This is a genomic window from Sphingomonas endophytica (assembly GCF_001476895.1).
Lineage (GTDB): Bacteria > Pseudomonadota > Alphaproteobacteria > Sphingomonadales > Sphingomonadaceae > Sphingomonas > Sphingomonas endophytica_A.
The window spans coordinates 1-14,148 of record NZ_LDTB01000053.1; the positions used below are offsets into that span (position 1 = coordinate 1).

At 66.5% G+C, this 14,148-nt stretch carries 14 protein-coding genes and 3 pseudogenes; 8 read left to right on the top strand and 9 right to left on the bottom strand.

Annotated features, from left to right (window positions below):
- Window positions 1-84: 84 nt before the first annotated feature.
- Window positions 85-534: an SDR family NAD(P)-dependent oxidoreductase gene (locus NS334_RS12315; RefSeq protein ID WP_241491935.1), complete on the bottom strand. Its 450-nt coding sequence runs from the start codon at window positions 532-534 to the stop codon at window positions 85-87.
- A gap of 41 nt (window positions 535-575) precedes the next feature.
- Here NS334_RS12315 and NS334_RS12320 point away from each other — a divergent pair, with 41 nt between their 5' ends.
- A complete protein-coding gene (locus NS334_RS12320; RefSeq protein ID WP_058734216.1) occupies window positions 576-1,058 on the top strand; it encodes a GNAT family N-acetyltransferase in 483 nt (160 codons plus the stop codon).
- 171 nt (window positions 1,059-1,229) lie between these two features.
- Complete coding sequence (locus NS334_RS12325; protein WP_153002735.1) at window positions 1,230-2,195, top strand: alpha/beta fold hydrolase; 966 nt, start codon at window positions 1,230-1,232, stop codon at window positions 2,193-2,195.
- Between the two features lie 27 nt (window positions 2,196-2,222).
- Here the strand turns inward: NS334_RS12325 and NS334_RS12330 are convergent.
- A pseudogene (locus tag NS334_RS12330) lies at window positions 2,223-2,531 on the bottom strand (IS3 family transposase); the annotation flags it as partial.
- 80 nt (window positions 2,532-2,611) lie between these two features.
- On the opposite strand from NS334_RS12330, the gene NS334_RS12335 reads away from it, so the two are divergent.
- Window positions 2,612-3,382, top strand: a complete 771-nt coding sequence (locus tag NS334_RS12335) for an amidohydrolase family protein (protein WP_193753088.1) — start codon at window positions 2,612-2,614, stop codon at window positions 3,380-3,382.
- A gap of 4 nt (window positions 3,383-3,386) precedes the next feature.
- On the opposite strand, the gene NS334_RS18290 is transcribed toward NS334_RS12335, so the two are convergent.
- From NS334_RS18290 to NS334_RS12345, 3 genes and pseudogenes are all read right to left on the bottom strand, one after another.
- A complete protein-coding gene (locus NS334_RS18290; RefSeq protein WP_153002736.1) occupies window positions 3,387-3,572 on the bottom strand; it encodes a hypothetical protein in 186 nt (61 codons plus the stop codon).
- A 144-nt stretch (window positions 3,573-3,716) separates the two neighbouring features.
- Window positions 3,717-4,421: a hypothetical protein gene (locus NS334_RS12340; protein WP_058756312.1), complete on the bottom strand. Its 705-nt coding sequence runs from the start codon at window positions 4,419-4,421 to the stop codon at window positions 3,717-3,719.
- Between the two features lie 31 nt (window positions 4,422-4,452).
- Window positions 4,453-5,046 (bottom strand): annotated as a pseudogene (locus tag NS334_RS12345) (IS3 family transposase); the annotation flags it as partial.
- Window positions 5,047-5,050: 4 nt separating this feature from the next.
- Here NS334_RS12345 and NS334_RS17735 point away from each other — a divergent pair.
- Window positions 5,051-5,176 (top strand): annotated as a pseudogene (locus NS334_RS17735) (integrase core domain-containing protein); the annotation flags it as partial.
- On the opposite strand, the gene NS334_RS18295 reads toward NS334_RS17735, so the two are convergent.
- From NS334_RS18295 to NS334_RS12365, 4 genes are read right to left on the bottom strand one after another with little or no spacing between them, the layout of a single operon-like run.
- Window positions 5,167-5,580, bottom strand: a complete 414-nt coding sequence (locus NS334_RS18295) for a hypothetical protein (protein WP_058756262.1) — start codon at window positions 5,578-5,580, stop codon at window positions 5,167-5,169. The pseudogene NS334_RS17735 and the gene NS334_RS18295 sit on opposite strands and share 10 nt — an antisense overlap.
- Window positions 5,577-7,886: a hypothetical protein gene (locus NS334_RS12355; protein ID WP_058756263.1), complete on the bottom strand. Its 2,310-nt coding sequence runs from the start codon at window positions 7,884-7,886 to the stop codon at window positions 5,577-5,579. Before NS334_RS12355 ends, NS334_RS18295 begins: the two co-directional genes overlap by 4 nt.
- Window positions 7,883-8,245: a hypothetical protein gene (locus tag NS334_RS12360; RefSeq protein ID WP_058756264.1), complete on the bottom strand. Its 363-nt coding sequence runs from the start codon at window positions 8,243-8,245 to the stop codon at window positions 7,883-7,885. The genes NS334_RS12355 and NS334_RS12360 overlap by 4 nt, the downstream gene beginning before the upstream one ends.
- Before the next feature lie 6 nt (window positions 8,246-8,251).
- The gene (locus NS334_RS12365) at window positions 8,252-9,142 is read right to left on the bottom strand and encodes a hypothetical protein (RefSeq protein WP_058756265.1); all 891 of its coding nucleotides are present in this window, start codon (window positions 9,140-9,142) and stop codon (window positions 8,252-8,254) included.
- Window positions 9,143-9,421: 279 nt separating this feature from the next.
- On the opposite strand from NS334_RS12365, the gene NS334_RS12370 reads away from it, so the two are divergent.
- From NS334_RS12370 to NS334_RS12385, 4 genes are all read left to right on the top strand, one after another.
- A complete protein-coding gene (locus NS334_RS12370) occupies window positions 9,422-11,560 on the top strand; it encodes a MobA/MobL family protein (RefSeq protein ID WP_058756266.1) in 2,139 nt (712 codons plus the stop codon).
- A 354-nt stretch (window positions 11,561-11,914) separates the two neighbouring features.
- Window positions 11,915-12,559 (top strand): hypothetical protein, encoded by a 645-nt coding sequence (locus NS334_RS12375; RefSeq protein WP_058756267.1) that lies wholly within the window; start codon window positions 11,915-11,917, stop codon window positions 12,557-12,559.
- A gap of 72 nt (window positions 12,560-12,631) precedes the next feature.
- Window positions 12,632-13,285 carry a hypothetical protein gene (locus tag NS334_RS12380; RefSeq protein ID WP_058756268.1) on the top strand — a complete coding sequence of 218 codons (654 nt, stop codon included), beginning with the start codon at window positions 12,632-12,634 and terminating at the stop codon, window positions 13,283-13,285.
- Window positions 13,286-13,310: 25 nt separating this feature from the next.
- Entirely contained in the window at window positions 13,311-14,012 is a 702-nt protein-coding gene (locus tag NS334_RS12385) for a MobA/MobL family protein (protein WP_058756269.1), read from the top strand.
- The last annotated feature ends 136 nt before the right edge of the window (window positions 14,013-14,148 follow it).

A 14,148-nucleotide genomic window follows, 5' to 3' on the forward strand; every position in this document is an offset into this window, starting at 1 on the left:
CGACATTCCCATTTCCCGATCCCATTGGGAAAGCCCGGTTCGTGTCGCTGCCCGTTCCTAATCGGGAATTGCCCGCTACCTTCGTCAGACCGCTGCGACGCCGCCATCCACGAAAAGCTCATGGCCTGCGACGAAGCTGCTTTCGCTCGATGCCAGGAACAGCACGGCATTCGCGACATCGTCAAGGTGGCCCAGGCGGCCGAGCGTAACCCCCTTTATCACATCTTCCTCCGCCTTCGGTGCCGCATCGAAATGGCCCCGCATCAGCTTGGTTTCGGTAGCGCCAGGGGAAACGACGTTCACGCGGATACCGCGATCCTTCAGGTCGATGGTCCAGCTACGTGCAAAGGAGCGGACTGCCGCCTTGCTGGCATTGTAGAGCGATTGACCCGGATACGCCTTGGACCCGGCGATCGAGCCGTTGAGCACGATCACGCCCCCGGCCGCCATCAGCGGCAGCGCCTTCTGTACGGTGAAGACCAGCCCCTTGACGTTGAGATCGAAGGTCGCGTCGAAGTCGGCTTCCGTGAGCACGTCGAGCGGAATGGGTTTCCCGCTGGAGAGCGATCAACCGGATGCGTGATCCCTTCGTCATGATCGACGCGACAAATAACAGCCTCTGCATTCGGCCCGCCACTGGGGCGGATGCAGAGGCCATGCTTCCGCTGATCCGCAGCCATGCCGCGTATGAACATGGGCGGGCCAGTGTCAGCGCAGCAGCCCTGCGATCGGCTCTGGACAGCAAGCCGGCCGTGCTGGCGGCCTGGATTGCCAAGCAGGGCGGCGAACTTATCGGGTACGCGTCCGCGACTGTGGACATTTCGACGTGGACCGGACAGCCATTCCTCTACCTCGACTGCCTGTTCGTGCAGGATCGCTGCCGGGGTTTTGGTGTTGGCGCCAGGCTATTGGTAGCGGTTCGCGCCCATGCGGCAGAGCGGAATCTTGCAGAAATCCAATGGCAGACGCCCGACTGGAACGAAGACGCAATCCGGTTCTATCGCCGCGAAGGGGCGTCATTCCTGCCCAAAGCGCGCTTCTCCCTGTCGGTGCGATAAGCGCTCTTCATTTTCCCAGAACACCATCGATTCCGAGAACGCCTGCGTCGTCTCGATCGCCGTTCCTTTCCGGGAAAGTCTTACTCGCCCCGGCAAGTCCGCATTGCCGCCACGATCCCCGATCATGCAGGCACTTGAGCGATCATTTATGATGGCGCACGGGGGGCGGTGGTGAAAATTGTGAAGCGGATCGGGATCGCCGTCGGCGTCCTGCTGGTGTTTGGCTTTCTGTATCAGCGATGGGCCGAGCATCGGGATGCAGAGCGTTTCCCGCCCCCCGGCGCATTGGTATCGGTAGGCGACCATCGCCTGCATCTATGGTGCGCTGGCCGGGGAAGTCCGACCGTCCTTCTTCTCTCGGGTGACGGCACCCCATCCGTGACGATGTATGCCGCACAGAGCAGGATCGCGGGATTCACGAGGGTATGTAGCTATGACCGAGCGGGTCTTGGTTGGAGCGATCCCCCCGCCAAGCCGATGGGGCTTGCCGATCAGGTCCGCGATCTGAAGGAGATCGTACAAAGGGCGCATCTTGCGACCCCGCTTGTCCTCGTGCCGGAATCCGGGGGCAACGTGATCGCCCTGTCATTCTTCGATCAGTTTCCGTCCAGCGTGGCGGGCATGGTGATGGTGGACGGCTCCGAACCCGACCTGTGGTTTCGCGGTAGCCCGGATGAGTTCTCCTCGATGCGGATGATGGACCCCATCTGGCAGGCGGGATGGCGCATGGGCGCTGTCCGGCTGTTGCTTCCCTTTGCCGTGCCGGAATGGGTGGACGCTCTTCCGTCGAACCTGCGTGGGCAATTCGATGCCGTCTGGTCGAAGCCCATGCCAAGCTACGCTCGGGATACGATAGATCGTTGGGAGGAAACCCCGGTGGCCACGCGCCCGAAGGTCGTGGCGGGCGCACTAGGATCACGCCCCTTGATCGTCATCCAGCATGGCCGTCCCGGTGGCATGGGTGTTCCCGAGAAGTACGAACCCGAATGGCCCGCCGCTCAAGCCAAGCTGGCGACCCTTTCGAGGAACACCGAAACGGTCGTCGCGAGGGACAACCATCATCCTATCGTCGAGGAAAATCCCGGATTGGTGAGCGATCAGGTGGAGAGGCTTGTTGCTAGGGTTCGGTCGCAATGAGCTGCTGCCCGTTTCGCGGACACGAGGTTAAGCTACCTGCGCTTGCCGCTCGAAGTCCATGGGGCTGAGATAGCCCAGCGTCGAGTGGCGGCGCGTCGGATTGTAGAAGCGCTCGATGTAATCGAACACATCGGCCTTAGCGTGATTGCGCGAGCGGTAGGTTTTGCGCCCGATCCGCTCGGTCTTCAGCGATGAGAAGAAGCTCTCCATGGCGGCATTGTCCCAAACGTTGCCCGACCGGCTCATCGAGCAGGTCACACCATTGTCAGTCATCAGCCGCTGGAACTTCTCACTCGTATATTGGCTGCCCTGGTCCGAATGGTGCAGCAGGGCATCCACTCGAACTGTTCAGCGACATGCCCAAGGGGACAGCGCTTCCGCCGACGCTTGCGCCTGGGGATGATCCGGCGACGTTCATGGGCGCCCGGATCGAGGCCGGGTCAGATTACATCAAGGTGCTTCAGGACGATGGTGCCCGGCCAGACCGATCCGCGAGTTTACCCGCGTTCTCGCCGCAGCGCGTCGCGGTCGTACTGGCTGCTGCCAGAGCGACGGGCAGGCCGGTAGTCGTGCACGTCCAGCAGCTCGCCGATGCCCGCATCGCGGTCATGAACGGCGCGAATGCACTCGAACACGCGGTATGCGACGTCCCCATCGATGATGCATTGGTGGCGGAGATGAAGGCGCGCGGCGTAGCGCAGACCGCGACGCTCGCCACCTATGCCGGACTGGCCGGCGCGGACGATGCACGCCGCCTGGCGGCGGACCCCTCGGTCGCGCCCTATCTGAGCGCAAGACTGCGCGGCATGCTTGGGCTGGTGTGGAAGTACCCACGTCTGAAGGACTTCGAGATCGCCATGGCAAATACGGCGCGCCTCGCAAAGGCGGGTGTGACGATCATCGCCGGGACTGACGCACCAAATCCAACGACCGCGTTCGGCCCATCGCTGCATCTCGAACTGGCACTGATGGTCCGTGCGGGCATGACGCCAAAGCGAGCGCTGGTTGCGGCAACCTCGGCTCCCGCGGCATTCTTCGGCACTGCCGACCGTGGTCGCATCGCAGCTGGCCTCAAGGCCGACATGATCCTGGTCGATGGTGATCCGACACGCGACATCGCCGCTACTCGCAAGATCGTCTCGATCTGGAAGAACGGCTACGTCGTCGACCGTACCGCGCATGAGTAGAACTTCATGGCCGTAACCGGCGGTCCCGTCGGCGAACTTTCCAAAGATAGCGCACGGTTGAAACGACCGACTTAGCCAGCAACAGCCATAAGAGCGTGTTGAGCAGGAAAGACCAAGGGTAGAGCACGTCCTCGAGGATCGACAACCTGCCGGTGACTGAGACGCCGGGTTGATCGATGATGAAGATCAAAGGCCATCCTCCACCAAAGGTATACTCGCTAGCATAGACTTGTGGTCGACGGATCAAGCCCGTAATCAGGCTTGCCCCTAGGCTTAGACCTAGCAAGGTTATTCCTGCCAGCCTCGGGAGGCGCAGTCGACGCGACAAGTGCGTTTAGTCCGCAGTTGGTCGAACGGTACGCTGTACCTTACCTGCCTGGTCGAGGAAGTCGATTGACGTAGCGCCGTCCTCCCCGACGCGAAGCACCAGTCGTTTACGGCCTTGCCCGTCGCGGAGAACAAGCTGGGATGATTTGTCCGTAGCCCTACCGGCAAACAGGCGTTGCGTCCCACCGACATTAGCGGCGCGGTACGCCGCGTCCTGCTGACTTGCCGGCAGGGTTCGGACACGGTCCACCGCCGGAAAGTCGAGGCGTCCTTCGGGCTGGTCGTTGACCTTAATGCCGGCGGATCTTTCCTGTCCCTCCTCAAAGCCGAAAAGCTGCACCACCTGATCCTGATGATAGCGATCGAACGTCAAGCTTCCCCCACTCGTACCTCGACCACTCTCGTCCTTGCCGGCGAAGATAAGGCCGCCATTTTCTGTCCCTTCATCATTAAAGAAGAGCATGCCCGCCATGCGCCGGTCGGGACGGGGGTACTCTTTGCCGCCGCCTATGAAGCCTGGCGCCCGAGCCGAGCTGGCGATCGTCATGCGCAACGTACCATCGGGCTCGCGTACGTTTATGCGGCCAACGTCAATGGTATCGAATTTCGCGTATTGGGCCGAAGGTGCAGCGGCAGTGAGCCCAAACCAAATCACTGCACCCGTGAGGGCCCCTGAGTAGAGTATCAGCGCGCGACTGGCATCGAACTTCATCCTGGCCCCCATTGTCATTCTGATGAATGGCTCATGCAGCAAGCGGTCCTCGGCGTCTATTCACCGGGGCGGCCGAAAGCGCAACGAGGCGCTTGGGCAGGAAACCTCGCCAGCCTAGCTCATCTACGAGCAAAAGCGGCGGATTGAGCTGCTGCCGGTTTCCCGGGAAGAGTGGTGAAGCTGCGCCTGCGGCAGGCGGGATATTGCCGATGGGTTCGAGCAGGCGACGATGGTTGAACCAGTCGACCCATTCGAGCGTGGCATATTCGACGGCTTCAAAGCTGTGCCACGGCCCACGCCTGTGGATCACCTCGGCCTTGTAGAGGCCATTGATCGTCTCGGCCAAAGCGTTGTCGTAGCTATCGCCGACGCTACCAACGGACGGTTCGATCCCGGCTTCGGCGAGGCGTTCGGTGTATTTGATGGACACGTATTGTGACCCGCGGTCGCTATGATGGATGAGGCCGCCCCGATGGGTCGGCCGGCGGTCATGGATAGCCTGCTCAAGAGCATCGAGGACGAAGCTTGCATGCGCCGTTCTGCTCGCCCGCCACACCACGATCCGCCTGGCGTAGGTGTCGATCACGAAGGCGACATAGACGAAGCCTGCCCAGGTCGCGACGTAGGCGACCGACAATGCTTTCGCGGAGTCGTTCAACGGGCGCTTTCGGGACGAGTGCCTGAACACGCACTGGTTTATGTCGCTGGAAGACGCCCGAGCCAAGATCGAGGCCTGGCGGCGAGATTACAACGAGACCGGCACGAGCTGGCCGTCGGTGGCGATGGCGTCGGCGAGATCGTCGAGGTGCGGGTCGCCGTCGGCGAGCCGCGGATTGATCGGGTGCTGCGCGAGAAGATCGGCGTCGAGTTCGAGCAGCTGACCGGGATCGGCCGGCGGGATGGCCGGAGCGACCACCGCAGGCTCGCCGTGTTCGGCGGCATAGGCATCACGCTCGTGCTGGAGGTGCGCCTTCGACCCGCCGACCAGCCGCGCGAGGCGACCTATCCCGATCGACAGGATCGGCGCACCGCCGCGCAGGTCATCGATCGCGGCGCGGATCTCCTCGCGACGGGCGGCCGGTCGCCGCGGGGCTGCGAGCGTGGCCATGGGGCCGGTGTCGGCTAGATCGCCGAACAGGTCAGGCTCGTTCGTGCTCATCGCAAAACCGCGAAGTCGGGGTCGGCGGCGATGCCGACGAAGCCGTGCGCGAGCCAGGTGACCGCGCGCGCGGTCTGCGGGGTCGGCAGGAGCGCGGCGATAAGCCGCGGTGCCCAAGTCGCGAAGCCGGCGAGTTCGAGCATCAGAGCGTCGCGCTGCGTCGCCGGCTGGCCGCTTGCCGGCGCGGGGGCGGGTTCCTTTACGGCGTTCTGGAACGTGCTCCAGAACGGCAGGTCGTGTTCGGGATTGTACCAATAGGCCGGCACGCACTGGTCGGCGGCGGGCGCCGCGTCGATGGCGGTGTCGTAGCCGGCGCACATGGTCTTCCATGCCGGCGTGGTGCGCGCCTCGGCGGTCAGCTTCTTCTCGAAAGCCGCAATCCGCGCGGTCTTGTGCGCCCTGATCATCTTCTGCCCACGGCGCGCCGGGCCGCGCCGGCAATGGTTCAGAGAAGCGGGTCCGTCCGCCCTCGTGCGCTTCCTGAACCGTGCGACTTCCTCACCCGACGCATCGACGGCAGCAAGCATCAGCTCGGTCAGATCGAAGATGCTCCAGTCGATCTCCAGCGTATGGGCGCCCCCTCCCAGCGTCACAGCTTTGGCCCCGCGCCGATGCGCGGCGAGGATGGTCTGGAGACTGGCGGTAACGAACTCGATCGACGTCATGCCGAAGAAGCGCGGCAGGTCCTGGCGCTCGCGATCGGTCGCGGTGGCGACGGCGGAGGTCGTGAACGCGGCCCCGGTTGTCGCGACCGTCGCGACGTCACGGTGAGCGAGCTTCGACGTCCAGCCGATGCTGCCCTGCTGGAGTATGGGAAGGGAATGGGCGGGATTGAGTGGTTGGCCGGCGGTATGCGCCTTATATACGGCGTGCGAGAACGCAAATTCGCGCGCATAGGTCGCGAAGCCGTGGTGACTGGCGAGCGCTGCTTCCATCCTGCGCGACGTCGCAAAGGCGCGATGCGCCTCGCGGATCGTCAGCCGTGGCTCGATTGCTGGCAGACCGGCTTCCTCCCAATTCGCCAGCGGCCCGCGGGTCCGCACGACGAGCTCGCGCAGGATGGCCCGGCAGCGCTGCAGCTCGAGAAGTACGGTGACCGCGTCGGCGAAGCCGCCGGAGAAGTCGGGAAAACCGCGGTGGCGTGCCGCGAGCCATGGGAAGAGCCGTACGGCCTCGGCGACGCGCGCGCTGTGCAGCAGCATGAAGATGCGCGTGGCATCGATCCGGATGATCGCGGCGATCCTCGCGTCGCGCCCGGCCGGGTCGAGGCCGAGCTTGCGGCTCGCGCTGTCGAGAAGGCCTGGAAAAAGCTCGATGGCATTATCCGGCTTATCGTCCAGCTCTTGCTCGCGGTTGGTCTTCAGTGTCTTTTCGAGGATCCTCGACCACGAATCAGGCGCACCAGCGTGATGACCGCCGATGAAGCCGGTGACGTGGTCGACGAACGCGCGTACGGGGGTTAGCGCTGCGCTGACCCTCTTGCTGCGGTGGTTAAGTCCCGGCGAAGTATGACGCGGCGTTCCGGTGAAAGCGGCCGCGCCCTTGATCAACCGCGCGGCGGCCATCACGGCGAGGCGGGACTTGTCCAAGTCGCCCTTCTCCGTCCTGGTGCCCGGCTCATGCGGCATCGATTCGTCGGGCTTGACGGCGACGCGATGTCGATCGAGCAGTTCGAGCAGCGTCAGACAAGCGCTTACCGCGTCCACGCTGCGTTCACGGGCGACCTCGGCCAGCCGGAAACACTCGTCCGAGGGTTCCATGCCTGACATCGCGATCCGAGCGGCATCACGCGCGACTTCGGCGGTCGTAAGCGCATCGCTGGCCTGCAGCGCGGCGATCAGCACCGCCCCGAGCGTACCGCCCGCGCGCAGCACGTCCTTGGCGATGCTGATGTCGCGCAGCGTGCAGTTGACCCGCCGCAGCATCGCTTCTGCGGAGGCGGATGACAACGCCGCCGCCTCGTCCTGTGCCACCGTCTCATCAAGCGATGCCGGCCAGCGCGGCAGGCGCCCACCTAGCACCGAGGCGGCGCTCCGCAGCGGATCGTCGTCGGCGATGTAATAGCCTATCTTCGGCAGCCGCAGCCCGGCGATGCGCAGCGACCCCGCTTCACCCAGGTCGCCGTCGAAGTCCCAGCCGCCGACCATGACGTCGGTCGGACTGACCCCTGTCGGAAGCCGGAGTGGCGCGATGACGTCGGTGGGCGTGCCGTCGTCGTGGAACAGTTGCGGCAGCTCGATCGCGAGCCGCCCGAGGAGTTGCGGCACGTCGATGCGCAGGTCGTCGTCGAGATCGCGTATGGTCATCGCGCGCTCTCCGCATCGTCGGGATCGTCGCCGCCGCGGCGGCGCTCGGCGTAGGCCGCGTCGACGGCTTGCCAGCGTCGCCATGCGGTCCATACCGCCATGACATTGGCGTCGCGGACCGGCGCGAGCGCTGCCTCCTCGGCCTCGCGCCAGCGCTGCACGATGTCGGCGAGTTCGACGATCCGGTCGTGGAGGTCGACGATCTCGCGCTCGCGTGCGCGCAGCAGCGCCGGGCGGTTGGGATCGAAGCCGCGCATGATGACGCCGAGCGCCTCCTCGAGCCGCTGCTGCTCGGCGATGATGGGCGCGATGTCGGTGATGGTGACGGTCCGTCCGCGATAGGTGGTGGTGATCTGCACGGGGGTTTAGTCCTCTTTGGTGAAGCGAAGGTTGGCGTCGTGGGCATCCAGCCACACGGCGGCATCGCCGCGGCGGACGAGCGCCGGCATGGGCAGGCCGAGCGCCGCAGCGGTGGTGCGCGCGAGGTGACCCTGGCGGGCATTGACGAGCCGGCTTGGCCAGGGGTGGTCGGGATGGTCGACCCGCCACGCCGCGAAGCGCGCGCAGTCGTCACGGTAGGCTACGGCTGCGCGCCGGTGGCGGGCGTGCGCACCGCGCGCACCGAGTTCGACGCGGTGGCGCGCGACCAGCGTCGCCAGCACCATGCCGGCCGCCGGGACAACGGCGCTATCGGCGAACGCGGTGCCGAGCGCCGCCAGGTCGGATAGCGGCAATGCCCAGATGCCGTCCCACGCATCGCGGTCGGCGGCGTCGAAGCCGAAGGCGACGAACGGCGCGCCCAAGCCGAATTTTGGCGCCGCGCGCCAGCGCGGCGGCAGCTCCGTGCCGATCAGCAGGCCGTGATCGTGCAGCAGCGCTGCGCCGGCTTCCTCAAGCGCGGCGCGGTCGCGCGCGATCGCGGCGGGAAAGCGCTGCAGCAGGCACTCGTCTTCGCCTGCCTCGGCGAGGTGCGCGCAGAACGCCGGCCACGGTCGCGCCAGCAGACCGGCGGCAGCGAGCATGTCCGGACTGCCGAGACCGCAGGCGATCGCCAGCCCGCCGGCGGTCCACCAGTGATGGTGCGGGTGGCAGGTGACCTCGGTGTCGGCGGGTGCGTCGAGCAGCGCAGCGATGTGCGCCAGTTCATCGTCGATGGCAGCGAGTGCGGCGTCGATGTCGTCGAGTGAGGGCAGGGACGGGGGCAGATTGGGGGGCATGGGCGACTCCTTGTCGGAGCCGTCATCGCGCTTGAGCATCGGCTGACCCACGCGCGTGAAACCGCTTTTTTCTCGGCCCGCTGCTCACTCCCGGCGTCGCCCAACGCTGCGCGCCCACGCGCCTCGCTCTGGCGATGCTTCGCTGCTGAAGCACGAGTCGGGGCCGGAAGCGGGCGGGCGTGATCGTCCGTCTCTTCAGACCCCGGGTGAGCAGGCGAGTAACAATTGGGGGTGGGGGCGCAATAAATGAAATCTGCGATTTCGAGCCCGCAGCCTTCCGGCCGCCGGTCTTCCCCACCCCCTTTTGCTCATGTCGAGATGATGGTCGACGGCACGTGGATCGCCGAGGGCGACCGCGTCGTGAAGCGGGCGCTGCGTCAGGATCGCGGCGTCGAGCGCAAGCGCATACGCGAGGAGAAGCAGAAGAAGGCCACGCGGCTGCATGCGGCCTGCGAGGACGCGTGCACCGCGCGCCGGCTGGCAAGAGAATTGGCTGAGTGGGAGATCCGTCACAGACGCTGGGGCGCCTCGGTCACGGTGCACGGCGAGCCGAAGAAACAGGCGGGCGGCTCGAAGAAGCTGGCCAGGCTGGCGTCTCCTAGCCGCCGCCGCAGCGAGCCTAGCTATTTCACGGTGCGCGATAGCCAGGGGCGGATCGGCATCTACATCCGCGGCGATTACGTGCGCGCCGGTGGCAAGGGCGGGAAGCACGGCTGCGCGGCGGACGGGTTCTTCTACACTATCCGCGATGGTGCGGCGCTCACCGATGCCGAGGGCAACGCGCTCATCATCTCGAACCTGGGCAAGGATGCCGCCGAAATCGCCACCGCCTGGATGGCGGTCGAGGCGGTGGCGCGTGCGACGCGCGCGAACGCCAAGATCCAGTTCCGCTTCGTCCTTGCGCTGGACGCCGATGCGAGCGAAGCGGAGATGATCGACGCGGTGCGACGCTTTGGCGAGATCTTCGAGGCGCTTGGACTTCCCTATAGCGCGGTGATCCACAAGCCCGATCCGGGCGGCGACGACCGCAACTGGCATGCGCACTTTCTGACGTCGTACCGCCCGGCCGAGCAGGTCGCGCCGGGCGAATGGCGCTTCGCCGACGACCTCGTCACCGCGCTCGACGGCACGGAAGGGATGCGCACGCTGCGCCACCTGTGGGCGCACGCCCAGACCGGCGCGGCCCGGCGCGCCGGACGCGATGTCGAATATACCGGGCTATCGCACGCCGCGCGCGGACTGGACCTGGAAGCGCAGACGCACTTGGGCCCGGCGCTCAGCGACTTGGTTGCACGGGGGCAGCACGTGCCCGCACACGCGCGCAACCAGCAGGTTGCGGCGCGCAACGCAGAGCGCCTGCGCCGGCGTGACCTCGAGCAGCAGCGCGCCGCGCTGCACAAGATCCGTCAAGCGGTGCTGGAACAGTGGGCGACAAGGTCGGCGCGCGAGGCGGCGATGGGCACCACGGCGTTCCCTGAGCCCGTGGCTGCCGCTACGCGGCGAAGCCCGGCATCGCCCGTGCGTGTCGTTGAACCATTCAACGTGCCTCCCACGGTCCGTGAGCGGGTGCCGCTATCGGCTTTGCCGCCGCCACCGCGGATGGCCCGGTTCGGTGCGCTGGAGGTGCGGTCGGTACCTGCGCAGACGCCGATGACGCCGCGCCGACCCGCGACGGTCACGACGCTGCCCGCGACACTGTCGACACCGCTGCCCGCAGCCCGAACCGCCGCGACGATGGCGCCCCCCGTCATCGTGTCTCCGACGTCGCCCCGTCTGGCCGCTACGCTTCGGCGGTTAGATGTGCCGCCCACGGCGGTGCGGGCCAGTGCGGTGATCCATCCGACCGCTTCATCCCCCGCGGTAACCGGGCGCGATGCGACGCTGGTGTTCGATACGCCCGCGCAGCGCGGGAGGCAGCCGCGTGAACCCGCCGATCTGTTCGACATGCCATATATCGCGGCGGTGCCGCGTGCGGCCGCGGCGATCCGGAGGCTTCCCGCGCCTGCCAGCGATGAACCCATCCCGGCATGGTGGGAGCGGGTCGAGCATTATCTGGCGTGGCTGGCCTGGCGCGAACGCGAGGACGAGCGTGCGCGCACACGGCTCGGCGGCTATGCGGTCCTGCCGCCGGCCTATCGCGCCGCGGTCGAGGCGGTCGAACGTGATCCGCAGCTCATCGTCGAGGAGCAGGCACACCCGAGGGTGCGCGCCGGCGTACCGCGCGACCTCGCCGCGCAGATCGAGGCGGTCGCTGGTGATCCGCACTGGCGCGAGTTCCTGCGCCGCGTGCGTGCGGTCGCGCTCGAGCGCGAGGCGCGCGCGACCCGCCCGATCCCGCCCGTGCTCGACAATGACGATGCGGGGTCGTCGCCTGCGGGACACTCGACGTCGCCGGTTCGAGATCCGCGCGGACCCGCGCGCCAGCGGGTGAGGGGGCTTCGCCCACGCCGGTCATGAGCGCGGGGACAGCAGACCACATGAGAAAAGGAGAAGACGGATGGACCATAGCGCACCTGCCGGCCTTTGCTGTTCGGCACCCCATCACGGCAGCGATGAAAAGCAGGGGCGGCGCAGGGCAGGGGCCCCACGCCGCGGGAAGGCGAAGGAAGCAGGAGGGAGCAGAAGGTCGGAAGGGAAAAGAAGAAATTTCCTCTCCACCGGCTGCTTCGGTTCGTGCGCATCCGCGCCGCGCCGCTCGTCTCCCTCTCGAGGGCTTCCCCCAGATACCGGTGCGTCGTCCACCCGCTCATGTGATCCTAGGATCGCGTGACCGGAGCCTGCGGCGTCGCCGGCCCATCCCGGATCCATATCATGTCTCATTACACGCTTACCGCGCTTGCTATCGCGACCGTCGATCCTGTCCACCTCGTCGCTGGCGCGCACCTCGAACACCCCGTCGGGCTCGCACTGTTCTCCTGCCATGTCGGCGAGGGGCGTACCGACTTCTCGCTCCACTGCTCGGTGCTCCAGCACGGCGACCATCCCGGCGAACTGCTCGGTTGGCTCGATCGTCATCTGCCGCCGACCGGTATCGTCGCGGGCTATGCGCTCGACGAGCAGATCCTGCCCGCGCTGACGCGCCTACCCGGCAGTGCCGGCTCGCCCGCACTGGCGATGCTTGCCGGCACGCGGCCACGCTTCGTCATCAATTTGCGCGGGATCGATGACGATGGCGAGCTGGTGTCGCTGGCCGAGGCCTGTGCCGAGATCGGCGCACCGGCGTCGTGTCGCGACGCGCACGATCGCTTCACCGATTGGGCGTGGTCGCGGCTCGCGCCGGTGATGCACGCGCTCCAGACCGACGCCATCTCCACGATGAAGCTCGTGCTGCGCCAGATCGCTGCCCGCACGACGCTCGGCCACGAGGTGGAGGCGCGGCTGCGTCCCGGGCTCGAGCTGTGGCTCGCCGCCAGCGACCTGCCCGCCGCGCAGATCCATCGCTCCTGCACTGCCTGAGGCGCTTGACGTTCTCCTCACCCATACCGGACGCCGATCCCAGCGTCCTCCTCCACCAAGGAACTCAATACCATGTTCACCGACCTTCTGCGCCTCGAGGCGCAGGGCTTCTCGCGTGCGTCGACTGCTATCGCGCTGCGCTCGATTGCCACCTGTCCCAATCTCTTCTTCCGCCCGATGTCGCGTCCCGTGATCGGTGTGGCACTGCTCAGCGTCGTGCCCGAGCCGGGCGCTGGCTTCCATTTCCATGCGCAGGCGACCGCGCTGCGCGATGGCGCGCTCCCGGCGACGCTCGCCGACTGGATCGAGCCGCGCCTGCCAGCAACCGGCCCGCTCATCAGTTGGGAGACCGACGACACGCTCGTCACCAAGCTACGCGGGATCGCGGACGGGACGCGGCACCCCCGGCTTGCCGCGCTCATCGCCGATCCTGGCGAGCGGCTGCGCGTGCTCCCGCGCGTGCTGATGGGTCGTCATCGGCGCGGCACCGCACCCGGCGTGCCGTGCTTCTGCCGCTGCAGCGCTGAATGCCAGCCCGAGCTGCCCGCCTGCTTTCTGCCGGATCCGGACCAGACCGAGCGCGAACTCATCGACGAGGCGGAGACCGCCTGGGCGATGTGGGCCGATCTCCACGCGGCCTTCGACGATCATGCCCATCCTGCACGCATCGCGCTGCGCTGCCTCGCCGAGCGCCGCCGCGCCCGCGGCGACACGCCGATCCGCTGACACCCTCCAAACAAGGACTTCGACCATGAATAGCGGAACCAACATTGCCCTGCACGACCGCCGTCCCGTCAGCATCCGTCCGATCTCGGCCCATGGCCTTGCGACCATGCCGGGTGACCGCCGCGCGACGCACGTCGGTGCCTATGCCAATTACGTCTACATCACGCGCCAGCGAGGGCAGGATTCACGCGGCGTCATCGACTATCGTCACCGTGGCGATCTGATCGCGTGCGGGCTGGAGCTGCCCCCCCGCCATCCGGTGTGGGCCGGGGAACCCGGTCGGATCTGGCGCGAGGTTGATGCCGCGTGTGAAAACGCCGCTCCCGATGCGGTGCGGGCTTGGCATATCGTTCTCACCTTGCCCGATGACCTGCCGGAGCCGGAGTGGCAGCCGGTGGTCCGCGACTTTGTACGAGACACGCTCGTGCGGCGGGGGGCGGCGGTCGCGTGGGCGCTTCATGCGCTGCGCGATGCCAGTGGCGGATGGCTGGTCCGTCCGCATGCGCATCTGCTGATGACCACGCGTGGGTGGAAGCACAATACCAGCTTCGGGCGCAGCATTCCGGCGTGGCATGGCGCGGCGGTGAGAAGCGCGATCCACGCCGACTGGCTCGCGTTATTGCCGCAGGGCATGCGGCAGGCGGCAACCGCCCCGTACCGGTACGGTGGTTACATGCCCGCGCATCCCGATTGTTCGAGGATCGATCACTTGCTTGGTAGCATGTGATCTGCGGACGAGAGAACTCACGGTGTCGATCGGCGGCGGCCCACGGGAGCTTGAAGAAGCTATGTCGACCGCCAGCAACTTCCAACCAACAAGTTAAGGCGGCTGCCTGTCCCCGCAACCAACGCTATCACAACAG